This window comes from Neptunicoccus cionae (assembly GCF_002860325.1).
Classification (GTDB): domain Bacteria; phylum Pseudomonadota; class Alphaproteobacteria; order Rhodobacterales; family Rhodobacteraceae; genus Amylibacter; species Amylibacter lutimaris.
Genome location: NZ_PKOJ01000006.1, coordinates 22,531 through 47,024, shown reverse-complemented (window position 1 = coordinate 47,024; position 24,494 = coordinate 22,531). Strand labels below are relative to the sequence as shown.

Annotated in this window: 23 protein-coding genes and 1 tRNA gene; 10 read left to right on the top strand and 14 right to left on the bottom strand. The window is 56.1% G+C overall.

From position 1 onward, the window contains the following. Positions 1–624: a cell division protein ZapA gene (zapA, locus tag C0U40_RS20415; RefSeq protein WP_101656471.1), complete on the top strand. Its 624-nt coding sequence runs from the start codon at positions 1–3 to the stop codon at positions 622–624. A gap of 104 nt (positions 625–728) precedes the next feature. Here the strand turns inward: zapA and grxD are convergent, their stop codons facing one another. The 3 genes from grxD to purL form a co-directional block, all read right to left on the bottom strand. Beyond that, positions 729–1,091: a Grx4 family monothiol glutaredoxin gene (gene grxD / locus C0U40_RS14175; RefSeq protein WP_101656470.1), complete on the bottom strand. Its 363-nt coding sequence runs from the start codon at positions 1,089–1,091 to the stop codon at positions 729–731. 112 nt (positions 1,092–1,203) lie between these two features. Further along, on the bottom strand, positions 1,204–1,440 hold the full coding sequence (locus C0U40_RS14170) for a BolA/IbaG family iron-sulfur metabolism protein (protein ID WP_101656469.1): 237 nt from the start codon (positions 1,438–1,440) through the stop codon (positions 1,204–1,206). Between the two features lie 55 nt (positions 1,441–1,495). Next, positions 1,496–3,655 (bottom strand): phosphoribosylformylglycinamidine synthase subunit PurL, encoded by a 2,160-nt coding sequence (purL, locus tag C0U40_RS14165; RefSeq protein ID WP_101656654.1) that lies wholly within the window; start codon positions 3,653–3,655, stop codon positions 1,496–1,498. Positions 3,656–3,829: 174 nt separating this feature from the next. Here purL and C0U40_RS14160 point away from each other — a divergent pair, with 174 nt between their 5' ends. The 3 genes from C0U40_RS14160 (at position 3,830) to C0U40_RS20475 (ending at position 5,919) form a co-directional block, all read left to right on the top strand. After that, complete coding sequence (locus C0U40_RS14160; protein WP_101656468.1) at positions 3,830–4,222, top strand: MAPEG family protein; 393 nt, start codon at positions 3,830–3,832, stop codon at positions 4,220–4,222. 70 nt (positions 4,223–4,292) lie between these two features. Continuing rightward, positions 4,293–4,643 carry a YciI family protein gene (locus tag C0U40_RS14155; RefSeq protein ID WP_101656467.1) on the top strand — a complete coding sequence of 117 codons (351 nt, stop codon included), beginning with the start codon at positions 4,293–4,295 and terminating at the stop codon, positions 4,641–4,643. Further along, positions 4,603–5,919, top strand: coding sequence for an RNA polymerase sigma factor (locus tag C0U40_RS20475; protein ID WP_101656466.1), 1,317 nt, complete (start codon positions 4,603–4,605; stop codon positions 5,917–5,919). The genes C0U40_RS14155 and C0U40_RS20475 overlap by 41 nt, the downstream gene beginning before the upstream one ends. Before the next feature lie 185 nt (positions 5,920–6,104). On the opposite strand, the gene C0U40_RS14145 is transcribed toward C0U40_RS20475, so the two are convergent. Beyond that, positions 6,105–6,998, bottom strand: coding sequence for a LysR family transcriptional regulator (locus C0U40_RS14145; RefSeq protein WP_101656465.1), 894 nt, complete (start codon positions 6,996–6,998; stop codon positions 6,105–6,107). A 144-nt stretch (positions 6,999–7,142) separates the two neighbouring features. Between C0U40_RS14145 and C0U40_RS14140 the strand changes: the two genes are divergently transcribed. Then, entirely contained in the window at positions 7,143–10,562 is a 3,420-nt protein-coding gene (locus C0U40_RS14140) for an indolepyruvate ferredoxin oxidoreductase family protein (protein ID WP_101656464.1), read from the top strand. Positions 10,563–10,570: 8 nt separating this feature from the next. On the opposite strand, the gene C0U40_RS14135 is transcribed toward C0U40_RS14140, so the two are convergent. Together C0U40_RS14135 and C0U40_RS14130 are read right to left on the bottom strand one after the other, a co-directional pair. Further along, entirely contained in the window at positions 10,571–11,764 is a 1,194-nt protein-coding gene (locus tag C0U40_RS14135) for a UbiH/UbiF family hydroxylase (RefSeq protein WP_101656463.1), read from the bottom strand. Positions 11,765–11,802: 38 nt separating this feature from the next. Further along, a complete protein-coding gene (locus C0U40_RS14130; RefSeq protein ID WP_101656462.1) occupies positions 11,803–12,444 on the bottom strand; it encodes a pyrimidine 5'-nucleotidase in 642 nt (213 codons plus the stop codon). A 153-nt stretch (positions 12,445–12,597) separates the two neighbouring features. On the opposite strand from C0U40_RS14130, the gene C0U40_RS14125 reads away from it, so the two are divergent. Both C0U40_RS14125 and C0U40_RS14120 read left to right on the top strand, forming a co-directional pair. Continuing rightward, entirely contained in the window at positions 12,598–13,383 is a 786-nt protein-coding gene (locus tag C0U40_RS14125; RefSeq protein ID WP_101656461.1) for an FkbM family methyltransferase, read from the top strand. Then, complete coding sequence (locus C0U40_RS14120; RefSeq protein ID WP_101656460.1) at positions 13,380–14,033, top strand: GntR family transcriptional regulator; 654 nt, start codon at positions 13,380–13,382, stop codon at positions 14,031–14,033. Before C0U40_RS14125 ends, C0U40_RS14120 begins: the two co-directional genes overlap by 4 nt. Here C0U40_RS14120 and C0U40_RS14115 read toward each other — a convergent pair. Then, positions 13,964–15,934, bottom strand: coding sequence for a glycosyltransferase family 2 protein (locus C0U40_RS14115; protein WP_101656459.1), 1,971 nt, complete (start codon positions 15,932–15,934; stop codon positions 13,964–13,966). The genes C0U40_RS14120 and C0U40_RS14115 overlap by 70 nt on opposite strands. A gap of 136 nt (positions 15,935–16,070) precedes the next feature. Continuing rightward, complete coding sequence (carA, locus tag C0U40_RS14110) at positions 16,071–17,240, bottom strand: glutamine-hydrolyzing carbamoyl-phosphate synthase small subunit (protein WP_435673798.1); 1,170 nt, start codon at positions 17,238–17,240, stop codon at positions 16,071–16,073. A gap of 183 nt (positions 17,241–17,423) precedes the next feature. Between carA and C0U40_RS14105 the strand changes: the two genes are divergently transcribed. Further along, positions 17,424–17,879 (top strand): GatB/YqeY domain-containing protein, encoded by a 456-nt coding sequence (locus C0U40_RS14105; RefSeq protein WP_435673797.1) that lies wholly within the window; start codon positions 17,424–17,426, stop codon positions 17,877–17,879. 134 nt (positions 17,880–18,013) lie between these two features. Here the strand turns inward: C0U40_RS14105 and C0U40_RS14100 are convergent, their stop codons facing one another. The 5 genes from C0U40_RS14100 to C0U40_RS14080 form a co-directional block, all read right to left on the bottom strand. Next, positions 18,014–18,523 (bottom strand): DUF2244 domain-containing protein, encoded by a 510-nt coding sequence (locus C0U40_RS14100; RefSeq protein ID WP_101656457.1) that lies wholly within the window; start codon positions 18,521–18,523, stop codon positions 18,014–18,016. 81 nt (positions 18,524–18,604) lie between these two features. Further along, positions 18,605–19,510 carry a bestrophin family protein gene (locus tag C0U40_RS14095; RefSeq protein WP_101656456.1) on the bottom strand — a complete coding sequence of 302 codons (906 nt, stop codon included), beginning with the start codon at positions 19,508–19,510 and terminating at the stop codon, positions 18,605–18,607. A 138-nt stretch (positions 19,511–19,648) separates the two neighbouring features. Next, the gene (locus tag C0U40_RS14090) at positions 19,649–21,319 is read right to left on the bottom strand and encodes a cytochrome c oxidase subunit I (protein WP_101656455.1); all 1,671 of its coding nucleotides are present in this window, start codon (positions 21,317–21,319) and stop codon (positions 19,649–19,651) included. Between the two features lie 224 nt (positions 21,320–21,543). Next, complete coding sequence (gene lipB, locus C0U40_RS14085) at positions 21,544–22,194, bottom strand: lipoyl(octanoyl) transferase LipB (protein ID WP_101656454.1); 651 nt, start codon at positions 22,192–22,194, stop codon at positions 21,544–21,546. 32 nt (positions 22,195–22,226) lie between these two features. Next, positions 22,227–22,991 carry a LytTR family DNA-binding domain-containing protein gene (locus C0U40_RS14080; protein WP_180957711.1) on the bottom strand — a complete coding sequence of 255 codons (765 nt, stop codon included), beginning with the start codon at positions 22,989–22,991 and terminating at the stop codon, positions 22,227–22,229. Positions 22,992–23,153: 162 nt separating this feature from the next. Between C0U40_RS14080 and C0U40_RS14075 the strand changes: the two genes are divergently transcribed. Together C0U40_RS14075 and C0U40_RS14070 are read left to right on the top strand one after the other, a co-directional pair. Continuing rightward, a complete protein-coding gene (locus C0U40_RS14075) occupies positions 23,154–23,642 on the top strand; it encodes a DUF2306 domain-containing protein (protein WP_101656652.1) in 489 nt (162 codons plus the stop codon). Positions 23,643–23,709: 67 nt separating this feature from the next. Then, a tRNA-Leu gene (locus tag C0U40_RS14070) sits at positions 23,710–23,796 on the top strand. A gap of 89 nt (positions 23,797–23,885) precedes the next feature. On the opposite strand, the gene aroQ is transcribed toward C0U40_RS14070, so the two are convergent. Further along, positions 23,886–24,326, bottom strand: coding sequence for a type II 3-dehydroquinate dehydratase (gene aroQ, locus C0U40_RS14065; protein WP_101656452.1), 441 nt, complete (start codon positions 24,324–24,326; stop codon positions 23,886–23,888). Between the last annotated feature and the right edge of the window lie 168 nt (positions 24,327–24,494).

Below are 24,494 nucleotides of genomic sequence, written 5' to 3'. Positions count from 1 at the left end.
ATGGCTGAAGTAAGAGTATCCATCGGCGGACGGGAATTTGAAGTTGCCTGCCGTGACGGGGAGGAGCACTTCCTGCAATCCGCTGCCCTGCTTCTTGACAATGAAGCCAGCGCCTTGAACGAAGCGCTTGGCCGGATGCCGGAAACGCGGATGCTGCTGATGTCGGGCCTGATGCTTGCGGATAAAACCGCAAGTCTGGAAGACCAGTTGAAACAGGCACCGTCCCCCCAGATCGCGCTGTCCGCCGAAGACGAGGCCGTGATAAAGCGTGCCCGCAAGACCGAGGCCCAGTTGGGCGCGGCGCAGGCCGAACTGGCGGAACTGCGTGCCGAATTGGCAGAAATGCAATCCAAGACCCACAGCGCAGGCTCTGAAGCCGAAAACGCCAAGGCCGAGCGGGAAGCCGCAGAAGCGGTACTTGCAGATCTCAAGGCTGCCCGTGATGCGGCAGAGGATCGGGCGAAAGCGGCTGAGGCGAAACTGGAAGAGGCCCAGTCCAGAGCGGATGAAGCCGAAGCCAAAATTGAAGAAGCCCGCGCTGCCAAAGATTCAGCCGTAGCGGTAATGCGATCAATGGTAGAGCGGATGGAAGAAGCCGCGCAGCGTTTGCAAAAACAAGACTGACGCTCTCTACAAGCTTAAGATTTAAATAAAAAACGCCGGAAGATGTTCTCTTCCGGCGTTTTTCTGTATTGGCGTTCCTGAAACCGGCGCAACGGCCGACCGGATCAGCCGTTTGCTTCGCGGATCTTGGCCGCTGCATCTTTGTCGTAGGCCACACCGTTTTCGTCGAACAGCGTGTCCAACTCCCCGGAGAGGGTCATTTCCGTGATGATGTCACAACCGCCCACGAACTCGCCCTTGACGTAAAGCTGCGGAATTGTTGGCCAGTCGGAAAAATCCTTGATGCCCTGACGGATTGCGTCATCGGCCAGCACGTTTACATCGGTGAAATTCACACCCATGTAGTTCAAAACCCCTGCCACGCGCGAGGAAAACCCGCATTGTGGCATAGAGGCCGTGCCTTTCATGAACAAAACAACATCGTTGTTGTCCACGGTTTCCTGAATTTGTGCGTTTGTGTCGGTCATATTGGTATCCTTGCTGCGGAGTGCCGCGTTTGCCAGATCATATATCAGTGGATTGGCGAATTACAATGGCACGGGCGGTTCACATCTGCGCCACGTTGCGGCGCATTTGCGCTTATTCTTTGGCTTTGGTGGTCAGGGCCAGCGCGTGCAATTCACCGGAGGGACCGTCCATCTTGCCCTTTAGTGCGGCATAAACCATCCGCTGTTGTGCGACGCGGTTCTTACCGGCAAATTCTTCGGCCACCACATGGGCGGCCATGTGCACACCGTCATCGCCTTGAACAGTAATGTCGGCGGTCGGAAAGGCTTCGCGAAGCAGGCTTTCGATTTCTGGGGCGGACATAGGCATAGCGTATTCCTCTTGTGTCGTTGTACCGTTAAACGGCGCTCGGCGTCTTTGTGGATCAGCCGAACACCTTTGGCAAGCACTCGGCAAATCCGGCCCGTGCTGTGGAAAGGGGCAGGGACTCTGATCCGAGGGTAATGTCATTGCCCCCGAAGCTACCGATGGTTTCGGCAGGTACACCAGCGTCACGGGCTGCTTCAAGAACAGCATCCGCATTGCCGGTTGCCACCAGATAGCGGGCCTGATCTTCGCCGAAGAACCAGCCTGCATCGCCGTCTTTAACCGTGACACCGCAGTTGGAAGCAAAGGCCATATCCGCCACGGCCAGCGCCAGACCACCGTCGGACAAATCATGTGCCGCTGTGATCAGACCTTTGGACTGAAGCGCGCGGATAAATTCACCTGCGGCGCGTTCCTTTTCCAGATCTACATAGGGGGCATCGCCGTCTTCGCGATCGAATAGTTCTTTGAGAAGGGCCGACTGGCCAAGATGGCCTGTGGTCTCTCCGATCAGAACCAGCGCATCTCCATCCTGCGCCTGCGTGCCGATCAGCTCTTCCAGCGAGGAGAGCAGCCCGACAGCGCCGATGGTTGGAGTCGGCAGGATGCCAACACCATCGGTTTCGTTGTACAGGCTGACGTTGCCCGAAACGATGGGCATATCAAGCGCGGTACAGGCTTCTCCGATGCCTTTGATGCAGCCGACAAACTGGCCCATGATCTCGGGCTTTTCAGGGTTGCCGAAGTTCATGTTATCGGTTGTTGCCAGAGGTTTGGCGCCTGTTGCGCAGAGATTGCGATAGGCTTCGGCCACGGCCTGCTTGCCACCCTCAAGGGGGTTGGCCTTGCAATAGCGCGGGGTCACATCGGAGGTGAAGGCCAGCGCCTTAGGTGTGCCGTGTACACGAATAACACCGGCGTCAGAACCGGGGCGTTTCACTGTGTCGGCCATCACCATCGTATCATACTGTTCGTAAACCCATGCCCGCGAGGCGTAGTTGGGCGAGGACACCAGCGTCATAAGCGCCTCGACCGGGTTGATCGCAGGCACATCGCCAACAGCGGCCGCCGCCGGTGTTTCCACCCAAGGGCGGTCATATTCCGGCGCTGTGCCGGACAGGGCCTTCAGCGGCAGGTCGGCTTTGACTTCACCGTTGTGCATAATCAGGAAGCGGTCTTCCGCGATGGTTTCGCCCACGATGGCAAAATCCAGATCCCATTTGTCGAAAACGGCTTTGGCTTCGGCTTCCAGTTCCGGTTTCAGAACCATCAGCATCCGTTCCTGAGACTCTGACAGCATCATTTCATAGGCGGTCATGTTGTCTTCGCGGATCGGTACGTCTTCAAGGTTCAGACGCACGCCCAGATTGCCTTTGTCACCCATTTCAACGGCAGAACAGGTCAGGCCCGCAGCGCCCATATCCTGAATTGAGATCACAGCACCGGTTTGCATCAGCTCCAGCGTTGCTTCCATCAGGCGTTTTTCGGTGAACGGGTCACCAACCTGAACGGTCGGGCGTTTTTCTTCGATTGTGTCGTCAAATTCCGCACTGGCCATTGTTGCGCCGCCGACACCGTCACGACCGGTCTTTGCGCCGAGATACACAACAGGCATCCCGACACCGGAAGCTGCCGAGTAGAAAATCCCGTCCGTTTCAGCCAGACCGGCAGCAAAGGCATTTACCAGACAGTTACCGTTATAGGCTTTGTGAAAGCGCAACTCGCCGCCAACGGTTGGGACGCCGAAACAGTTGCCATATCCGCCCACACCTTCGACCACGCCGGACACCAGCGATCTGGTTTTCGGGTGGGTGATCTCTCCGAAGGACAGGGAATTCATCGCCGCAATCGGGCGGGCGCCCATTGTGAACACATCGCGCAAAATGCCGCCGACGCCTGTGGCTGCCCCCTGATAGGGCTCGATGTAAGACGGGTGGTTGTGGCTTTCCATTTTGAACACCACACATTGCCCGTCGCCAATATCGACGATACCTGCGTTTTCGCCCGGACCACAGATCACCTGAGGGCCTTCGGTAGGCAGGGTGCGCAGCCATTTTTTGGAGGACTTGTAGGAACAATGCTCGTTCCACATGGCCGAAAAAATGCCCAGTTCGGTGAAGGTCGGCTCCCGACCGATCAGGTCGAGAATACGCTGGTATTCTTCCGCATTGAGGCCGTGATCTTTGATAAGTTTTTCGGTGATTGCCGGATCGGTCATGATGTGCTGTCCCAATGCGCGTGGATTTGCGGGTGTATTACTGGAAGCCAGCCTTTGGTGAAAGAGCCGAAACTGCCGCAGATTGAATATTTTGGGATTTATTTTCGCCTCCATGTCGATTCCGGCCGGGGCCGTTCGTCATTTCAGTATTAATCCCAAATAACGGAGGCTCTTATGCCCTTACCCATTACTTCTCTTTATGCTGCAATTCTGGCGCTGATGCTGATCGCGCTGACCTACTACGTAATCTTGGGGCGCGCCCGTTCCGGCATTTCCATCCTGCACGGAGAGGATATGGCGCTGGCCACGCGGATCAGGCAGCACGGCAATTTCATCGAATTCGTTCCGATGGCGCTGATTGTTATGGCGCTCGCCGAATTAAACGGAGCGAACAGCACGGCCCTTAATATCGCCGGAATCCTGCTGGTCGTTGCGCGTATTGCCCAGCCTTTCGGGATGCATCCTGAAATTGCCACCAAGCCGCTGCGGATCATTGGCGGGGCGGGGACGCATCTTGCGATCCTGATTTCTGTTGTCCTGATCCTGATAGCGCGCTTCGCCGGGTAAGCCGGCGCAGCATTTGATTGATTTTTCACACAGAGTTTGACCAAACTCAGCCAACCCGAAAGGAAATATTATGAAATACCTAGCTCTTATCTATTCCGCCCCCGGTTCGAACCCCGAATTTGGCACACCGGAATTTGCAGCCTCTATGGAAGAATGGATCAAGGTGAACCAGACCTACATCGACGCAGGGGTAATGGTGGCTGGCGATGCCTTGCAGGATGTGGCTACCGCCACTTCAATCCGTATCCGTGATGGAAAACAGGAAACAATGGACGGCCCGTTTGCCGAAACCAAAGAACAGTTGGGCGGGTATTACCTGCTGGATTGTGCCGATCTGGACGAGGCGATCAAATACGCCGCCATGATTCCTGCGGCGCGCTATGGCACGGTCGAGGTGCGCCCGATCATGGAACTGGGATAGTCCACTGACAGCGGTTGCTGATCCGGTTGCGGCTGCCCTGAACGAGGTTGTTCAGGGCAGCCGTGGCCGATTGCTCGCCGCGCTGATCGCCAATTTGCGTGATTTCCAACTGGCGGAGGACAGTATGCAGGATGCGCTGGCCTCTGCTTTGGTGCATTGGCGGCGCTCCGGTATACCGGCCAATCCCTCCGGATGGTTGTTGAAAACTGCGCGGCGCAAGGCAATCGACCGATTGCGCAGGTCGCAAAATTTCAATTCAAAATCAGTACAGTATTCTTTGATGTTGAAGCTGGATCAAGCGGATGCAGAAGATGAGTCCCGGCAGGAAATACCGGACGAACGCTTGCGGTTGATCTTCACGTGCTGTCACCCTGCGCTTGATCCCAAAACACGTATCGCTTTGACCCTGCGCACACTCGGCGGGTTAACCACCGCAGAAATCGCGCGCGCTTTTCTGGATCGCGAAGCCGCTATGGCGCAGCGGCTCGTGCGGGCGCGCCACAAGATTGTGAAATCTGGCGTACCGTTCCGCGTACCGGATGCGGACGATTGGGACGAGCGGCTGAATTCGGTTTTGAGTGTAATTTACCTGATATTCAACGAAGGTTACGCAGCGACGCGAGGGGACCGCCAGATCCGTGTAGATCTTTGTGAAGAAGCGATTTTTCTGGCGCGTCTGATGAACCGGTTGCGACCGGAGCAACCCGAAGTGGAGGGGCTACTCGCTCTCATGTTAATGATCCATGCCCGAAGGCGTGCCCGCAGCACGGCAAGTGGCGCGATGGTGCCGATAGAGATGCAGGACCGGGAAGTCTGGGACCGGCCGATGATTATGCAGGGGATCAAGCTGATTGAAACGGCACTGCAACGGGCACCGCTCGGGCCATATCAGCTTCAGGCGGCGATTCAGGCCGTTCATTCCGAAGCGCAGAATTTTGATGCGACCCGCTGGGATGAAATACTGGGGCTTTACGATCTGTTGGTACAGTTTGACGGAACAGCCATCGTAAAGCTAAACCGCTGTGTGGCGCTGTCCTATGTGGACGGGCCAGAGGCCGCACTGCGGGCCAGTCGGGAATTAAGTGGGGAACTGGCAGAGTATCAGCCCTATCATGCGGCGCAGGCCGCATTCTATCATCGCGCAAAACACTATCCCGAGGCGGTACACTCTTATGATCGTGCAATAGAACTTTGCGACAATCGCAGTGCAGTGGCGTTTCTGGATGAAAAAAGGCGTGGCGCAAAAAAAGAGGCCGAGCAAATGCTCGGCCTTTAGTCCAACAGGGAGGTGAAGAAGAACGAGAGCAGTTGCTCAACCGTCCGCCTTCATGAGTAAGATATAAATTGAAGGTGTTAACGACAAGTGTAAAAAGGTCACATACGTTGCATATCCGTCATGCGTTTTGCGCATGGCTGGTCCGGAAACAAGGCGTTTTCTCCCTAGCTTATTGAATGCGCGACCTAAATTTGTGACAATTTCTTGTCAGCCTTTATCTCTTCCAGAACAAAATCCCTGAAGATTGCTACCTTTTTTGAATGTCTGAGCTCTTCCGGATAGGCCAGATAGACCGGAACCTGATGACTTTGGTCCTCGGGTAGAATCCGGATAAGTTGTGGGAAGTCTACTGTGACATAGCTGGGCAGCAGGCCGATCCCCACTCCATAGAGCACAGCCTGCAAGACGCCGAAGTAATTGTTGACCGTCAGGTGGGATAGATGTTCGCCCGCAAGGATTGGACGAATCCAGTTCAGACTGGCTGTCACCTGCTGCGATGTCAGGTTCTGGCTGACGATCCGGTGACTGCGCAATTCCTCAAAAGTTTCGGGTGTACCGAATTTGTCGAGATACGGCTGGGTTGCGTAAAACCGCATGTTCACATCCATCAGGCGGCGGCGGACCAGATCGGCCTGACTCGGCTCTTTCATGCGGATCGCTACATCGGCTTCCCGCATGGGCAGGTCGAGAACCCGTTCTTCCAGCATCAGGTCAATCTTCAGATCAGGATAGCGATCGTAGAGTCGGCCCATGCGCGGGGACAGCCACAGGGAACCGAAACCGACTGAAGTGGTGACTTTCAGTTCGCCGAAAACTTCATCCTCGGAATCCCGCAGGCGGGCCTCGGTGGATTCGAGCTTCTTGCTCATGGCAGAAGTGGCGTCGAACATCAGTTCGCCCTGTTCGGTCAGAATCAGGCCTCGGGCGTGGCGGTGGAACAGGGTCACGCCAAGCGTTTCTTCCAAAGCGCGGATCTGGCGGCTAACTGCCGATTGCGACAAATGAAGCGCATCCCCGGCGTGTGTCAGGCTACCTGCATCTGCAACGGCATGAAAAATGCGCAGTTTATCCCAATCCATAGACCGCTCCTCCCAAGTTTTTTTCGTTGGCAAGTATGTAGGTGTCCGGTGGCTCAAAAGCAATGAAAAGACGTCGGGTGAATATACCTTGATAGGTCATATTTTATGACCTATTATCACCGCAAGCACTGTGGAGGATGCCCGATGACTAAACAGGAAATTTCACTTACCGATCGTTTTGATCTATCAAAAGAGACTGTTCTATTGAACGGCACGCAGGCGTTGGTGCGTCTGGTGCTTGCCCAAAAGGAACGGGACCGCGCGGCAGGGCTGAACACCGCCGGATATGTTACCGGCTATCGCGGATCTCCGCTTGGTGCTGTTGATTTGCAGATGGAGCGTGCGTCCAAACATCTTGCTGCCAGCGATGTGGTATTTCAAGCCGGTTTGAACGAAGACCTCGCCGCAACCGCGCTATGGGGTGTGCAGCAGGCCGAAATGTTCGGTGAAGGCAAATTCGACGGGGTTTACGGGCTGTGGTACGGCAAGGGGCCGGGCGTGGACCGTTCGGGCGATGTGTTCCGTCATGCCAACATGGCCGGCACCTCTGAAAACGGTGGTGTCTTGGTCTGTATGGGGGATGACCATACCGGCGAAAGTTCTACTGTTCTGCACCAGTCCGAATTCGCGCTTGTGGATGCAATGATGCCGATCCTGTCTCCGGCAGGGGTGCAGGAGGTGCTGGATTACGGCGCCTACGGCTATGCGCTCAGCCGCTATTCGGGCTGCTGGGTCGGGTTGAAATGCGTGAAGGACACGATCGAGGCAACCGCCGTTGTGGATGGCGACCCGTCCCGTGTGTCCGTTAATATCCCGACCGATTTTGCCATGCCTGCGGATGGAATTAACATCCGCGCCGATGACAGCCCTGTCGCACAGGAAGCCCGCCTGCACGATTACAAACGGTTCGCAGCCGAGGCCTTTGCCCGTGCCAATAACCTCGACAAGCGGATGGCAGGCAAGCCGGGCGCGAAGATCGGGATCGTTTCAAGCGGCAAGAACTGGCTGGATACACAACACGCGCTGGACCTGCTGGGGCTGGACGATGCGGAGCTGGAGCGTCTGGGCATCACGACTTACAAGGTTGCGATGGTCTGGCCGCTGGATATGACCAGCTTTCATGAATGGGCCGAAGGGCTCGACATGATCATCGTGGTCGAAGAAAAGCGCAAGCTGATCGAAGTTCAGATCAAGGAAGCCATCTTTGATGATCGCAACGCCCGCCGCGTAATCGGCTGGAAGCACGACATTCGCAAGGATGAAGTCATCTTCACTGTCAAAGGTGCGCTGGAACCCATCACCGTGGCCCGCAAGATCGGGATGCTGTTGGGCGAGGAAGGGCGGTCTACCGACGGGATAAAAGAGGCACTGATGCGTCTGGACGAAGCCACTGCAGGCGATAACGCCGAAGAAATCGCTGCACGTACCCCGTGGTTTTGTTCGGGCTGTCCGCATAACTCTTCCACCAAAGTTCCGGACGGGTCGCGCGCCTATGCTGGCATCGGCTGTCACTACATGGCCAAATGGATGGACCGCGATACGATGGGGTTCACCCATATGGGGGCAGAAGGCGCTAACTGGATTGGCGAGTCGCTGTTTTCCACACGGGACCATGTGTTCCAGAACCTTGGCGATGGCACCTACAACCATTCCGGTGTTCAGGCGATCCGTGCGGCTTTGGCGGCCAATACAAACATTACCTACAAAATCCTTTTCAACGATGCAGTTGCCATGACTGGTGGCCAGCATAACGAAGGGGAACTCTCGGCAGCGCGCATTTGCGCTGAAATCCAGTCGATGGGGTTGAAAAACATCTTCCTTGTTTATGATGAAAAGGAAGAAATCGACTTTTCCGAATTCCCCTCCGGCATTGAAAAGTTCGAACGCGCAGATCTGCCATTGGTTCAGGAAAAATGCACTAAGATTAAGGGTGTATCGGCCATTGTTTATGTGCAAACCTGTGCCGCCGAAAAACGCCGCCGCCGCAAGCGCGGGTTGTTTCCTGATCCGGACCAGCGGGTGTTCATCAACCCAGCGGTCTGTGAAGGCTGCGGCGATTGCGGTGTGCAGTCCAACTGTGTTTCGGTTGTGCCGCTGGAAACGGAACTGGGCCGGAAACGGGCGATTGACCAGTCTAGCTGCAACAAGGACTTTTCCTGCGTCAACGGCTTCTGCCCCAGCTTTGTGACCGTCAAAGGGGGCACGCCGAAGAAACAGGCGGCCAGTGGTATGGAACTGCCCGCGCTAACCGATCCGGTGCTGCCAACCATCAACGGCACCCATAACCTCGTGATTACAGGTGTTGGCGGGACCGGCGTTGTAACTGTCGGTGCCGTTCTGGCAATGGCCGCCCATGTTGAAGGCAAGGGCGCTGGCATGATGGAAATGGCCGGACTGGCGCAAAAAGGCGGTGCGGTGCATATTCACTGTCGTCTGGCCGAAAAACCGTCTGATATCAGCGCAGTGCGTGTTGCAATTGGCGAAGCCCACGGCGTAATCGGCGGAGATCTGGTGGTCACCGCAGGTGCGAAAACACTGGGTCTGATGGGGCGCGGCCGCACCAAGGTTGTTTGCAACAGCCATGAAATCGTCACGGGGGATTTCACCCGTAACGCGGAATTTTCCCTGCCAAGTGATCGTCTGCAACTGTCCCTGACAGGACGTCTGGGGGAAGAGGCGGTTAGCTTTTTTGATGCCACGGAACTGGCACGCGTGCATCTGGGCGACAGCATCTATGCCAATATGCTGATGGTGGGTGCTGCATGGCAAAACGGTCTGATCCCGCTGTCCGAAGACTCCATTATGAAAGCGATAGAGTTGAACGGCGCGGGCGTTGAAGGGAATAAACGGGCCTTTGCTGTGGGTCGCTGGGCGGTCAGTCATCCGGCGGAAGCGGCTAAATCGCTGGTGAGCATCGTCGTCGAACTGCCAAAATCCTTTGATGAGCGGATCAGCTATCGCGCCGATCTGTTGAAAGCCTACCAGAACGCGGCGTTGGCACAAAAATACCGCGATTTCGTAGCCACAGTAGACAATGCCGACCTGCGGGAAGCTGTGGCCAAATCCTACTACAAGCTACTGGCCTATAAGGATGAATACGAAGTGGCGCGACTGCATGCGGACCATGTGGAGTCCATGGTTGCCGAGAGTTTTGACAACGTCAAATCGCTGGAATTTCACCTCGCGCCGCCAATCCTGCCGGGTAAGACAGCGGACGGACGCCCGAAGAAGCGCAAGTTCGGAGCCTGGATCCTGCCAGTCTTTAACCTGTTGAAAAAAGGCAAGGTTCTGCGCGGGACACCGTTTGATCCTTTCGGATACTCTGCCGAACGCAAGATGGAACGGGCGCTGATTGCCGAGTATGAGCGGGACATGAAGGAAGTGCTACCTCTGGATGCTCCGGCCACCCGTGATTTGATCAAGGCACTGGCCGAACTGCCGATGCAGATCCGTGGCTTTGGTCCGGTGAAACAGCAGAATGTGACGACGGTTGGCAAGCGGCGCGAGGAGTTGCTTGCAATGATCCGCGCAGGCGGCACTACGCACTCTGCCGCAGCGGAATAAGCGAGAAGTTACGCCCCAAGCCCCGCGCGCATTGCCGCGCGGCGCAGCGGGGTGGTTTCGTTCAACAGCTGCAACCCTTTCAGGCGCAGGGCCCGCAAATCTGGGCTTTGCGCCAGTGCAGCACGGTTCAGCATATCGACGCCAGACACACGGGCGGTGATGTCGGGCATGCGTTTGCGCTCATATGCGGCTAGCATATCGCTACTGCCAGCAGCGTGGCCGCTTTCCAACAAATCCACCAGCACCTGCACATCCCCAAGGCTCATATTCAGGCCCTGGGCCCCGATGGGGGGCACCACATGGGCCGCTTCTGCAATCAACGCCGTATGGGGTCCGGTCAGCCGCTCGGCTTTTTGCGAGATTATCGGCCAGATGTTGCGCGGGCTGTTCACAGTGAGGGGGCCAAGAATATCACAGGCCCGCAGGTTGGCTTTGGCGGTAAACGCGACTTCATCCAATTCCATCAGCGCAGCAGCCTTCGGACCGGTTTCCATCCAGACAACGGCAGACTGTGGCACACCGTACAGATCGGGCAGCGGCACCAGTGTAAAGGGACCACCGCTGCGGTGGATTTCTGTTGAAATATTGTTATGCGGTCGCGGGTGGGATACGGTAAAGACGATTGCTTTTTGCCCGTAGCGCCATGTTTTGACGCCGATATCCAGCATCTCGCGGATCGGGGAGTTTCGGCCGTCTGCTGCGACGACAAGCGGAGTTTCCATTTGCGTGCCGTCAGAAAGGGACACCAGCGCATGTGCGGCACGTGCAGTGATGCGATTGGTCTTAACCCCCATGCGCAGCGTGATATTGTCGGTCTGATTAATCTGCGCCAGAAGTTCGCGCCGCAGTAACCAGTTGGGAAGGTTCCAGCCAAAGGGCTGGTCGGACAGCTCACCCGCGTCAAAATCCGCCAGATACCGGATTTCGCCGGGTTCCCCGCCAGCGTCCGCAAGCCGCATCATCTGTAGCGGTGCCGCATAGGGCGCAAACCTTGGCCACAGCCCTGCATGTTCCAATGTGGCTTTGGCAGGTTGCAGAAACGCCGTGCTGCGTCTGTCGGCCTTGGGATCACCCTGTGTGGTAACGGGGGGCTGGGGATCAACGCACAGCACCGATAGGCCCAGACGCCCGAAGGCACAGGCCGCTATCAACCCCGAAAGGCCGCCGCCACTGACAAAAATATCAAAGTTCTCCCGTTCCATGCCAATGAATTAGAACGGGCCGACTCCAAAGGAAAGCGTCAGGCGACAATCTGCGACAGAAAACCCGTTAAATCCTCTGTCTGGTGGTGGATGTAGGGACGTTCAACCTTCGGCCCGACAAGAACCGTGCGCATTCCCAATGCGTGGGGAATTTCCAGATTGCGGGGGTCGTCCTCAAACATGCTCGCGCGGGCGGGATCAAACCCGTCGCGTTTCTGGATCGCGGCATAGGCTTCGGCGCCCGGTTTGGGTAGGAAATCCGAATGTTCAATCCCGTAAATCGCATCGAATACGCCGGTCAACCCGCGCGCGGCAAGCACGCGAATGGCGTGGTTTTCCGAACCGTTGGTATAAACGATCTTGCGTCCCGGCAGGTCAGAGATATGGGCGCAAAGGGCGGCATCCTGCGGCACATGATCCAGCGAGATTTCATGCACATCCGCCAGATAGGGCAGGGGATCCAGCGCATGTTCCTGCATCAGTCCGGCCAGCGTGGTGCCATAGGTTTTCCAGTAGTGGTTGCGCAGATGGTCTGCTTCGGGTTGGTCTACCCCCAGCGCATTCATTACATAACTTGTCATGCGCACCTCGATCTGGTCGAACAGGCGGCATTCAGGCGGGTAAAGCGTGTTGTCGAGGTCGAAAACCCAACAGTTAACGTGAGAGAAATGCTGTTTCATAGCGCCATGAATAGGGCGGAATGCCGAGGAGGGAAACCGTCAGGCCGGCAAATTGGCGATGGAACTGCGAAAAACTTTCCCTTGAGGGACAAAGGGGTTATCACTTGCCAACACAGTCCTGTTACAGGGGACCGGACGGGGAGCGAGCGGATCATGACACCGAGCGAAAAGATAGTTCAGGCACGCAAGTTGCTGCATGAAGCGGGACAGGAACTGACCGAACTCTTGCAAAAGAACCGCAGTCGGGCGCGGGGTGGGATGCTGAGAGAGTTGCATATGCTCGGGCGGATGACCGGCGAGAGCGACCATTATTTTTCGCAGGCCGGACAGGATCGGATTGTGGATAATATTCTCAATCAGAAAACCGGCGGCGTCTTTGTCGATGTTGGCGGTTATGACGGTGTGACCGGCTCCAACACACTGTTTTTTGAAGTTTTCCGCGACTGGACGGGAATTCTGGTTGAACCTGCTCCGACACAGTTGCGCAAGGCCCAGACCGTGCGGCGCTGTCCCTGCCTTGGCTATGCGGTGGCAGGGCAGGCCGGAACGCTCGACTTTATGGAAGTGACCGGCGGCTACACCCAGATGAGCGGGTTTCTCGACAGTTATGACCGTGACCTGCTGGCGCGGGTCCGTGGCGATGCACGCCATAGCGAAGTTGTGCACAAGCTGGAGGCCCGACCGCTGAACGACATCCTGCGCGAGCAGGATCTGCAGAAAATCGACTTTATTTCGCTCGATGTAGAAGGCGGAGAACTGGATATTCTGCGCAACTTCGATTTTGACTCCTTTGATGTGGAGCTCTGGACTATCGAAAACAACACGCAGGATTCCCTGATCCCTGAACTGATGCGGGATCACGGGTATGATTTAATCGAATTTGTCGGGGTAGATGATCTGTTTCGCAAACGTAAACCAGCGGCAGGACCAGCAGAATGACACGCCCGAATGAACCAAAAGACGCCTATGAACTGATCCTGAATGCCATAGACATCGGGATTTATCGTCCGGGTGATCGTCTGGTCGAAAGCGAACTGGCCGAACGGTTTGGCGTGTCCCGCACCCCCGTGCGCGAAGCCTTGCAGCGGCTGGAAACCCAGACCATGCTGACACGGGACGGGCGTTCCCTGATTGTTTCATCGCTGGATCATAACCAGATGGCCGAACTCTACGAGGTGCGCGCCGAACTGGAAGGTTTGGCGGCGCGGCTGGCAGCCAAACATGCTTCTGTAGAAGAAATCAAGGTGCTGCACAGCATGATCGAAGAGGACAGGAAATACCTGAACCAGCCCCGCGAATTGTCCATCGCCAACCGCAGGTTCCACCGGCAGATACATCTGGCCAGCCGCAACAGGTATCTGGTGCAACAGCTTGAAATGGTTCACAGATCCATGGCGCTTCTGGCAGAGACCTCGCTTGCGGCAGACGGGCGCGGGGAAATGGCTCTGGCCGAACATCTGGCCATTGTGCAGGCAATTGAAAAGGGCGATGCGGCCTCGGCCGAAAAACGATTGAAGGATCACCTGTCTTTCGCATTCGAAACGCGGCTGAAGGCCGACGCTGGAGAGATCGGAGCAGGTGAATCCTGAAGTATGGCACTACCCGGTTGCGCGGTTAACCTGTTAATTTCTTCCTGATATTCGATGTCGTTGATACCGTGGCTGGTTTTGTCCCAATAATTCGGGTGCACAAACAGTTCCCACAAGGCTTTATAAGCAGCGAATGCACCAAGCGGCCAGTAAAGCAGCATGGTGGGCAACCGCAGATAAAGGGACGGGCTGTTACGCCGTCTGACTGCGAGTGCGCCAAGGCATAGCAACAGTAGCTCGGTTGCTATGAAGGCTGCCACAAGGGACAGGAACAGCCCCTTGGGAACAGCATCATATACTGGCAGAGGCACACCAAAAGTGTACAGCCACATCGGCAGCACCAGCGGCACAGCGACGAAGGATGTAAATGTGCCGATCATCTGGATCTGGAACACCAGAAATCCGGCCAGACCTGTCTGGCGCAACAGTTCTATCGGGTGGCGCATATGGGTGATCCATGTTTGCAAAAAACCCTTGAGCCAGCGCGACCGTTGCCGCACCCAAGGCAGGATGCGGAAGTTGGCTTCTTCATAGGTGGTAGCGTCGGACCAGAGACAGCGATATCCTGAACGGTACAGCCGGATGCCAAGATCGGCATCCTCGGTTACATTATGCGCATCCCAGCGCCCTAGCTTTTCCAGAATGTCCCGCTTGAAAAACACCGAAGTTCCGCCAAGCGGCACAGGCAGATTCCAGCGTTGCAAACCGGGCAGCATGACACGGAACAGAATGGCATATTCTAATGTAAAACAACGGGAAATCCAGTTTGTTGTGCAATTGTAATAATCAAGCTGGCACTGCACACAGGCGACCGTTTCATCCGCCTGATCCAGCAGGCGGGCGACCTTGTGCAACTGATCGGGTTCCGGTGCGTCCTCGGCATCGTATATGCCGATCACGTCGCCGTTGCAAAAATCCAGCGCATAATTCATCGCCCGCGGTTTGGTTTGAAGCGTGTCAATCGGTACCTCGATCTTGCGCATCCAGTAAGGCAGGCGGCAGGCGGCGAGGTGGTTTTTCGTTGCGGTGTCGTTTTCTTCAAAGACTAGACAGATTTCCAGCCGATCTTTGGGATAAACCAAGGCGGACATACGTTCGATCAACCGGTCCACGATGTCTTCCTCCCGTAAGAGGGGCAGCAGTATCGAGATTTTCGGCAGTCTGTTCCGGATCGGTACTGTTGGGGACGGCTGAAGTGGCATTCTCGTCATCATCATCACGCCTTTCAGCAGGCCATTGGCGATCAGGGCACCGAATATCCATAGGGCGAGAACAAGGAGCAACGTCTGTGGTGCAATCGTCGCAAGGGCTGCGAAACTGCTGAGCAATGCTGCTCCGATAAAGCGCGGGCGAAGGCCGGACCAACTGCGAGCGCTCATCCCTGCGGGGACGCGGCGGTTTGCTGCTCTGGACAGATCATGCCGGTGATGGGTGGCGTAATGCCCGAGAATGGCGGTGTTCTGTGCTAGAACGAAACGGTAATTCGGAGCAGTGTCGCCAAGCAGGTTTTGGACTGCGTCGATCTGGGCCGGATCGCTCAGTGCAATGATGAGTGTTTTCCCTGCAAATTTCCAGCACACAAAACGGTGTTTTATTCCGACCACCGGATCGACAATTCCCCGCAGCAAGGGCGAGGGGGGATTACTGTGCAGGCATATTACCGGCAGCGCAGATTCTTCCGCGACGGTGTTGAGAAGGGTTGCTTCATCAACAGTCCGTATCTTGAGAAAATCTGACAACGGCCGTCCGTGATGGCTCTGCAATGCCAGAGCTTTGAACATATCAACGGGTGCAGCCGTATCGTCGTGCAGGGGAAAGTCTTGAAACTGAAGGTTCTGCCGGTCTGGGCCCTGGAAAGAAGCCTGTCCGTTAATCATTTTCTTGGGGAGTGACACAGACATATTCACGACCTTTTAATAACAGGTCTCCAGAATGCGTCCTTAAGGTTAAGGGGCTCTTAACGATGGTTTAACAGAAGCAAAAAACCCGCCGGCGCATCACTGCGGGCGGGTTTTTGTATTTATCCAGACGGAATTATCAGGCCGGAGCCATCGACTCCGCAAACCGCTCGAACAGATAGTAGCTGTCCTGCGGGCCGGGGCTGGCCTCGGGGTGGTGCTGTACCGAAAACACCGGACGGTCAGTGATGCGGATACCGCAGTTTGACCCGTCAAACAGAGAGACGTGGGTTTCCTCTACGCCATCAGGCAGGCTTTGACCGTCCACTGCGAAACCGTGGTTCATCGAGGTAATCTCAACCTTGCCGGTGGTGTAATCCTTTACCGGATGGTTGGCGCCGTGATGACCGTGGCTCATCTTCATGGTTTTTGCGCCAAGCGCGAGCGCAAGCATTTGGTGGCCAAGGCAAATACCAAAGATTGGCAGGTCTTTCTTTTCCAGCAGTGTCTGGATCATTGGCACAGCGTATTCGCCTGTTGCTGCAGGATCGCCCGGACCGTTGGACAGGAATACGCCTTGCGGGTCATGGGCCAAAACTTCTTCAGCGGTGGCGGTCGCTGGCAGAACGGTAACTTCGCAACCGGCCGAGGCCAGACAGCGCAGGATGTTGCGCTTGGCGCCGTAATCAATCGCGACGACCCGTTTGCCTGCACCTTCACGGCGGCTGTAGCCATCCGGCCATGCCCAACGTTGCTCGTCCCATTTGTAGGACTGACCACAGGTCACGTCCTTGGCCAGATCAAGCCCTTCGAGCCCTTCAAAAGCGCGGGCATATTCCAGCAGGGCGGGCATGTCGAACTTTCCGTCGGGACGGTATTCGATCGCCACATGGGGTGCCCCTTGCTGACGGATCGCACGGGTCAGGCGGCGGGTGTCGATACCACCAACGCCGATACGGCCCCTTTTGGACAGCCACTCGGACAAGGTTTGCTCTGAACGCCAGTTGGACGGTTCGGTCGGGTCCCATTTCACGATCATGGCGCGGGCGACAGGATCGGCGGTTTCATCATCTTCCAAATTCACACCGGTGTTGCCGATATGGGGAAAGGTGAATGTGATCGCCTGTCCGGCATAGGAAGGATCGGTCATGATCTCCTGATAGCCGGTCATCGCGGTGTTGAAACACAGCTCTGCCTGGATACGGCCCGGGGCGCCGAAGCCGTTCCCATAGAACGTGGTTCCATCTGCAAGCACAATGCAGGCGGTTGGAAAATCGGGTTGGTCTGATGCGGTTTTGGGCATGGACATGACAGCTTCCTTTGGCCAAATTTGCGCGAAACTACGCCCAAGGTTCTGTAAGGTCAAGAGCCGTACTAAAATGAAATATCCATTAAGATCAGCGTTTTAAAAAATGTGATCCCAGTTGTTTCCAAACCGGTTTCGGGGTAAACACGGGGCTTGGATTTTTGCAACTGCCGGGAGTTGGATGCAATGAGAGAACGAATTAATGCCAAGGTCAAGCAGGCCATGCGCGATAAGGACAGCGAACAGCTGGGAACCTTGCGCCTGATCAATGCTGCGATCAAGGACCGTGACATCGCTGCGCGTGCCGAAGGCAATCACGACGGGGTTTCAGACGAGGAAATCCTCAAGGTTCTGGCCCGTATGATCAAGCAGCGCCGCGAGAGTGCGAAAGCCTACGAAGAAGGTGGGCGGCTGGAACTGGCTGAAAAAGAAATCAGCGAAATCAGCGTTATAGAACAATTCCTTCCGAAACAGCTTTCGGATCAGGAATTGAAGGATGCCGTGAAAAAAGCAATTTCAGAGACTGGCGCGGAAAGCATCCGTGACATGGGCCGCGTGATGGGGGTTCTCAAGACCAACTACACCGGACAGATGGATTTCGGGAAAGCAGGCGGCACTGTGAAAGAGATGCTCGGCTGCTGAGACTGTGGTCCCGTTTGCAGGGCTGTCGCGGGTGAATGTCGCTCGGGTCGTGCAATCACAGGTTAGAAAATGATTCGAAACAAAAGGCACGGCTTGGTCCGTGCCTTTTGTTTGCGCGGGGAGGCGATTCCCCCTCAGGGTTGGCGGCAGGCGTTGAGCTGTGCCGTGATTGCCTCTTCCAGTTCGATCCGTTCCGCGCTGGACAGAAAAGCACCGAGCTCGATCTCACGCCCTTGCCCCTTTAGGGTGAGGTAGTTCTCGACTGCTTTGGTATTGCGCCGCTTTGTTGTTACCCAATAGGGGTTCGCCACCCAGTATTGATCCTCAGCGCGAGGATTTTGCCGATGCACTGCAATCAGGTCCGGCCAGATGCGAATATGTTCGCCAAGCGTGCCGTCATGGTCGTTGCGCCGGATAAAATACCAGAGCGCGGCGAGCGCCGCGCCGAGATAGGGCAGTAGGGTCCAGAGCGCGAACGTCCCCAAAAATGCCAGAAGAGGCAGCAGCAACGCGACGGCAGTGAAACCGATGGTGATGACAAAACCCCGATTGGTTAGCGACCTGTGCGCCTTCAGGTGGCGCTCGAACAGGGGAGGATCGCTCCGGTTTGTGGCGGTCAGGTAGTCTTGGGGCGGGTTCTGCATATAGGAAAACTTGTCCCAGAACGCGGGAAGGTTCAAGCGACACAAAGGGGTAGGGCCTGCGGCATGTTTGCCGCGGCGGTTTCAGCTTAGGACGTGGTTTACAACGGCCACAGGCTCGGGGGCGGGTTTTCCCAAAGCCTCCGCCACCGAGGTTTCGATAACCCGGCACATGGCGTCCAGCGGCAAACCGTTTTGCAGGTTATGGAACGGGCGCTCCAGTTCGTTTGTGACAGTTTGCAGACCAAAGAAAACATAGGCCACTACTGCAGCGAAGAGCGGAGCGAACCACCCCGTTGCCTCCAGCAGCGCAAAGGGCAGCAGGCCACAATAAAGATAGGTCGTGCGCCGGACCAGCAGGGAATAAACGTAAGGCAGGGGCGTTGTCTGGATGCGCTCGCAACTCGCTTGCGCTGTCGCAAGAGAGGAAAGCGTGTTTGACAGGGTCATCCTTGCGAAACCGTCCAACTGGTTTTGATCGGACAGAGTAACAAGCCGGTCGGTAATTTCCCGAAGGGCGGCATCGGCAGGGTTGCGGAAACCAAGCAGGCGGCTGGCCCGCTCGGCTCCGGTCAATGGGGTGATCTGCGCGCTGACGTCGGTTTCGCGCAGGAACCCGCGGTGCAGGTGGGCAAAGGCCACTGCGAGGTTGAGAATATCCTCCCGCGCTGCATCGTCCCTGATGAACAGGCTGCACTGGCGGGACAGGTTACGTACATCAGATATCAGCGTTCCCCAGAGCTTGCGCGCTTCCCACCAGCGGTCATAGGCGGCATTGTTTCGAAACCCCAGAAACAGCGAAAGCGCGACGCCAAAGATGCCCATCGCCGCGATGGAAATATGTGGCAGGGGGACGAAGAAATGATCAAGGACAACCACCAACAGCGCGATCAGGGTGATTGTTGTGATCTTGCCGATGATCGCAGGCACCACCGATCCTTGAATTACGAAGAACAGTTTGAACGAAGAGGGCGGTTCACGCAGGATCATAGCTGGGCCTGAAAGTTGCTTGTTCTATTGGTGGGATAAATCAACAGGAATGCCAACAGCGAATTTGGCTTGGCAGGGGGCTCAAAGAAAAAGGCCGGAGCAAACGCTCCGGCCTTTTCTGTCTGTCTGTCGAAACATCTAGTGTTTCTGGTGGTCCCACATATCAGGTGTAGGCAGTGTCTCGAATGTGTGCTCCGGCGGAGGTGTCGGAATGGTCCATTCCAGTGTATCCGCGCCTTCACCCCAGTAGTTGTCCTCGGTGACTTTCTTACCCCACATCAGGGTGTAGAAAATAATGCCGATGAAGAACACGAAGGATGCGAAGGACAGGAAGGCACCGTATGTAGAGACTTCGTTCCAGAGCGAGAACTGCTCGGGGTAGTCGATGTAGCGGCGTGGCATACCTTGGCGACCCAGGAAGTGTTGTGGGAAGAAGGTGATGTTGGCACCGATGAACATCATCCAGAAGTGCAGCTTGCCGGCCCATTCAGGATACTGGCGACCGGACATTTTGCCGATCCAGTAGTAGATGCCTGCAAAGATACAGAACACAGCACCCAGAGACATAACGTAGTGGAAGTGAGCAACCACATAGTATGTGTCGTGATAGGCGCGGTCCACACCAGCCTGAGATAGTACGATCCCTGTAACCCCACCAACGGTGAAGAGGAACAGGAAGCCGAAGGCCCAGTACATCGGTGTTTTCATCTCGATAGAGCCGCCCCACATGGTTGCGATCCACGAGAAGATCTTGATGCCTGTCGGCACCGCGATCACCATAGTCGCCAGCATGAAGTAGGACTGCTGTGTCAGGGACATGCCCACGGTGTACATGTGGTGTGCCCAGACAACAAAGCCGAGCGCGCCAATGCCAACCATCGCGTAAACCATCGGCAGGTAGCCGAAGATCGGCTTGCGCGAGAAGGTTGCGATGACGTGGGAAATGATCCCAAAGCCCGGAACGATGATCATGTACACTTCAGGGTGGCCGAAGAACCACAGCAGGTGCTGGTACAGGATCGGGTCGCCGCCGCCTGACGGATCGAAGAAGGTTGTGCCGAAGTTACGGTCGGTCAGCAGCATGGTGATCGCGCCGGCCAGAACAGGCAGGGACAGAAGGATCAGGAAGGCTGTGACAAAGATCGACCACGCGAACAGCGGTGTTTTGTGCAGGGTCATGCCCGGCGCACGCATGTTCAGGAAGGTGGTGATCATGTTGATCGCACCGAGGATCGAAGATGCACCGGAAACGTGAACCGCAAAGATTGCGAAGTCCATCGAATAACCTGCCTCTTTGGTGGACAGCGGCGCATACAGCACCCAACCCACACCGGAACCAAGCTGGCCGTTACCGCCCGGAGACAGCAGGGACAGTACCGCCAGAGACGAACCGGCAACATACATCCAGTAAGACAGGTTGTTCATCCGCGGGAACGCCATATCCGGCGCACCGATCATCAGTGGCATGAAGTAGTTACCAAAACCGCCGAACAGGGCGGGAATAACCACAAAGAACATCATCAGGATGCCGTGGCCCGTGATCAATACGTTCCAGAGGTGGCCGTTCGGCGTACAGTTTTCAACAGCAGCAGCCATGAGGGACGCACCCTCCATGCACATGTGCTGAACACCTGGTTCCATAAGTTCCAACCGCATGAAAACGGTAAAACATACGGAGATGAACCCCAGTAGGCCGGCTGTAAACAGGTACAGCACACCGATATCTTTGTGGTTGGTTGACATAAACCAACGGGTAAAGAACCCGGGTCTTGCGTGGTCGTCGTGACCATGGGTGGCTGCGTCTGCCATGCTTGTTTCTCCTGACACGTCTTTTGTTGCCGCGAATCCCCGTTTCCGGGGTCCGCAGATACCCGCCGCCTACATACCCCAGCCCATAGGGTGTCTCAAGCCGATTAAAAGTCGCATGTCACAGGCGGGAGCATCTGTCGCAGGACAGGCGGGTGCGGCGATATTTGGTAATCCAGTCGTGTTCTAGCACAAATAACAGGCATTTTCTCTAAAAAGAGACGGGATTAATCCGTAAATACTTGTGAAAAACACATTTGCAGGGCCATATCCAGATCTTCAAGCGTGACCGGCAGGCCCAGATCTACAAGGGATGTAACACCGTGTTCGGCTATACCGCAGGGTACAATGCCGTCGTAATGGGACAGGTCCGGCTCTACGTTGATGCAGATTCCGTGAAAACTGGTCCATTTGCGCAATCGCACCCCGATTGCAGCAATCTTGTCTTCAGGCGGCGTGCCGAGCGCTGTCAGCGGTTTGTCTTGGCGCACCACCCAAACCCCGACACGGCCTTCGCGCCGCTCTCCTTTGACGTTGAACTCCGCCAGTGTGCGGATAACCCATTCTTCAAGGTTCCAGACAAACTTGCGCACATCGCGGCCCCGTCTGTTCAGGTCAAGCATGGCATAGGCCACCCGCTGCCCCGGTCCGTGATAGGTATATTGTCCACCCCGTTTGGAAGTGTAGACCGGAAATCTGTCCGGATCGGTCAGATCGTTAATATCTGCCGAAGTGCCAGCCGTATAAAGGGGAGGGTGCTCCAGCAGCCAGATACGCTCGTCCGCGCCTCTGCGGATCATGGACTCCACATGGGTTTCCATCTGCGCAACGGCATCGGGGTAGGGGACAAACCCCTGTGATGTGATCCAGTCTACCATAAAAGGGGAAGTGCCGGAACTTTGCGAAGCTGTCAAACCCCTATTGTCGGTGTTGCCGACTGCGTAATCCCCTGACGGGGAAACAGACCGGCTTCTTTCAGCGCCGGCATATATTTGCGGCTCACCGGTACTGCGCTTCCGTTTTGCAGGATCAGGCGTCCCCGCTCTCCGATCTGCTCTGCGCTGGACACTTGCGCGATCGCCACCCAATAGGAACGATGGGTTTTCAATCCGTCAACAGATCCGGTTTCGGCAATGGCATCCGCAATCCGCATCAACACCATCGTGCTGCCCTTTGTTGTTGTAACCTGCACATAATGATCCTGCGCCTGAAGAGAGACCAGAGACCCGCGCAAGTCGTAAGGCAATCGCGCCAGCAAGGGCGGGGGCTGCGCCGGTTTTGCCTCTTCGGATGGTTCGCTGGGATTGCCGTCCGCCTGTCCCACAAGAACGGCAACTGCAATGGTGATCAGCGAACAATAGAGCATCAACACCGGCAAGGAAGACAGGGAATTCAGCCCTCCGGCAGCATCGGGAAATGTTGCGAAATTGATCAGCGTTACAATCAGCGTCACCACCGGCCCCGCCAGCGCACCGGCTGCGCCGTTCAGCAGATAGACAGGCCAATGCTGCGGCAAATACTGTTTGGCTGTGGAGATCACGAAAATCGCACCGGTATAAGTGCACAGAACCACCATGGCCCAATAGGCAAAACGGGGTAGGGAGGTCAGGCTTTCAAAAGTACCGAATGGTCCGGACAGCCCCAGCACGATTGAAGCCCCGATCAGCCCGAGCAACGTCCCCCGAGAAGTTAAATCGCTTCGTATCCTACGCAGCGTGAGTGACGAATGCCCTGTTTTCAAGCGTTTATCCCGTAGCTTGCGAAGATCTGCTGGCCGAAGCGAAGGCCACACCGGAAGTATAAACCAACCTTCAATATCAGCAACAGGAGTTGAAAGATGGAATTCACAGCATTGGCAGAAGCAGGTCCGGTTATTCAGGTCCATGTGGCGACAGCGGTTCTGGCAGCGCTGCTGGGGCCCCTGGCGTTGCTGCGGCGGCGCAGGGACCGGCTGCACAAGGTTTCCGGCTACATCTGGGTGCTGGCAATGGCGGCGGCGGCGCTCAGCTCTTTCTTTATCCGGGAGTTGCAGGTCGTCGGGCGGTTCTCTCCGATCCATATACTGTCAGTGGTCACGCTTATTGGTTTGGCGGGGGCAATCTGGCAGATCCGGAAGCGTAATATCGCAGCACATAAGCGCATCATGTGGCGACTCTATGCCATGGCTATCGGAATCGCCGGTCTGTTTTCCTTCCTGCCAAACCGCGTGATGAACAATTTGTTCCAACCGACAGAGCCATGGGTCGTTTTTTCCCTCGCCACCGCAGTATTTCTGATTGTGGGAATGTTCATATCACAGAGGTTTCACCGCGATCTGCGGAATTAATTGCACCAGAGAACATTTTGCACTTCACATCAGGTTTTGCCTTGGCTATACGCTGCCTACCTCGCGTGCGGCCGTGGCGGAATTGGTAGACGCGCAGCGTTGAGGTCGCTGTTCCTTAACCGGAGTGGAAGTTCGAGTCTTCTCGGCCGCACCAAAGGGTTTTCACCGATAAAGACAGGTTTAACAGACTGCTAGTGCGGTCCTGCCGCTGTGTTTGTGGCGTGAAAAAGTGCTGGCAGGATCTCACCCGCCGAGCAAACTCCCCATCCGGTGCATGCACAGGTAATAGCCCTCAACCCCCATACCGATAATCGCGGAATCGGCCCTTTGGGTCACGTAGGAATGATGCCGGAAGGATTCGCGGTGGTGGATGTTGGAGATATGCACCTCCAGTACCGGACCGTCAAAAGTGTTCAGCGCGTCGAGAATCGCCACGGAGGTGTGGGAATAGGCAGCCGGATTGATAATGATCCCTGCGGATGTCTCGCGGCAGGTTTGGATCATATCCACCAGAACGCCTTCGTGGTTGGATTGCAGCAGTTCAGAGCGCAGACCGTATTGCGCCGCCACTTCTGCGCAGCCTTTTTCCACATCGGCAAGCGTGTCAGAACCGTAGATTTCCGGCTGGCGCTGCCCCAGAAGGTTCAGGTTAGGGCCGTTCAACACGGTGACTAGCTTGCTCATTTCGATCTGGTCCGTCTGTTATCTGCCCGTCAACGGGGCTCTCGCAGTCATAACCGCTCTTGCCGGCAAGGCAAAGTGCGCTTCGGGCGCGGGTTTATTAAATTGGCAGTGTGTGTTCCGGATGCAAAGACAGCCGCATCACGATAGTGCGGCTGCCGAAGGCTTCGC

Bases quoted from the DNA above. Each gene is read 5' to 3' on its own strand.
- zapA (WP_101656471.1), top strand. From the start codon at position 1: ATGGCTGAAGTAAGAGTATCCATCGGCGGACGGGAATTTGAAGTTGCC.
- grxD (WP_101656470.1), bottom strand. From the start codon at position 1,091: ATGACCGACACAAACGCACAAATTCAGGAAACCGTGGACAACAACGAT.
- C0U40_RS14170 (WP_101656469.1), bottom strand. From the start codon at position 1,440: ATGCCTATGTCCGCCCCAGAAATCGAAAGCCTGCTTCGCGAAGCCTTT.
- purL (WP_101656654.1), bottom strand. From the start codon at position 3,655: ATGACCGATCCGGCAATCACCGAAAAACTTATCAAAGATCACGGCCTC.
- C0U40_RS14160 (WP_101656468.1), top strand. From the start codon at position 3,830: ATGCCCTTACCCATTACTTCTCTTTATGCTGCAATTCTGGCGCTGATG.
- C0U40_RS14155 (WP_101656467.1), top strand. From the start codon at position 4,293: ATGAAATACCTAGCTCTTATCTATTCCGCCCCCGGTTCGAACCCCGAA.
- C0U40_RS20475 (WP_101656466.1), top strand. From the start codon at position 4,603: ATGGCACGGTCGAGGTGCGCCCGATCATGGAACTGGGATAGTCCACTG.
- C0U40_RS14145 (WP_101656465.1), bottom strand. From the start codon at position 6,998: ATGGATTGGGATAAACTGCGCATTTTTCATGCCGTTGCAGATGCAGGT.
- C0U40_RS14140 (WP_101656464.1), top strand. From the start codon at position 7,143: ATGACTAAACAGGAAATTTCACTTACCGATCGTTTTGATCTATCAAAA.
- C0U40_RS14135 (WP_101656463.1), bottom strand. From the start codon at position 11,764: ATGGAACGGGAGAACTTTGATATTTTTGTCAGTGGCGGCGGCCTTTCG.
- C0U40_RS14130 (WP_101656462.1), bottom strand. From the start codon at position 12,444: ATGAAACAGCATTTCTCTCACGTTAACTGTTGGGTTTTCGACCTCGAC.
- C0U40_RS14125 (WP_101656461.1), top strand. From the start codon at position 12,598: ATGACACCGAGCGAAAAGATAGTTCAGGCACGCAAGTTGCTGCATGAA.
- C0U40_RS14120 (WP_101656460.1), top strand. From the start codon at position 13,380: ATGACACGCCCGAATGAACCAAAAGACGCCTATGAACTGATCCTGAAT.
- C0U40_RS14115 (WP_101656459.1), bottom strand. From the start codon at position 15,934: ATGTCTGTGTCACTCCCCAAGAAAATGATTAACGGACAGGCTTCTTTC.
- carA (WP_435673798.1), bottom strand. From the start codon at position 17,240: ATGTCCATGCCCAAAACCGCATCAGACCAACCCGATTTTCCAACCGCC.
- C0U40_RS14105 (WP_435673797.1), top strand. From the start codon at position 17,424: ATGAGAGAACGAATTAATGCCAAGGTCAAGCAGGCCATGCGCGATAAG.
- C0U40_RS14100 (WP_101656457.1), bottom strand. From the start codon at position 18,523: ATGCAGAACCCGCCCCAAGACTACCTGACCGCCACAAACCGGAGCGAT.
- C0U40_RS14095 (WP_101656456.1), bottom strand. From the start codon at position 19,510: ATGATCCTGCGTGAACCGCCCTCTTCGTTCAAACTGTTCTTCGTAATT.
- C0U40_RS14090 (WP_101656455.1), bottom strand. From the start codon at position 21,319: ATGGCAGACGCAGCCACCCATGGTCACGACGACCACGCAAGACCCGGG.
- lipB (WP_101656454.1), bottom strand. From the start codon at position 22,194: ATGGTAGACTGGATCACATCACAGGGGTTTGTCCCCTACCCCGATGCC.
- C0U40_RS14075 (WP_101656652.1), top strand. From the start codon at position 23,154: ATGGAATTCACAGCATTGGCAGAAGCAGGTCCGGTTATTCAGGTCCAT.
- aroQ (WP_101656452.1), bottom strand. From the start codon at position 24,326: ATGAGCAAGCTAGTCACCGTGTTGAACGGCCCTAACCTGAACCTTCTG.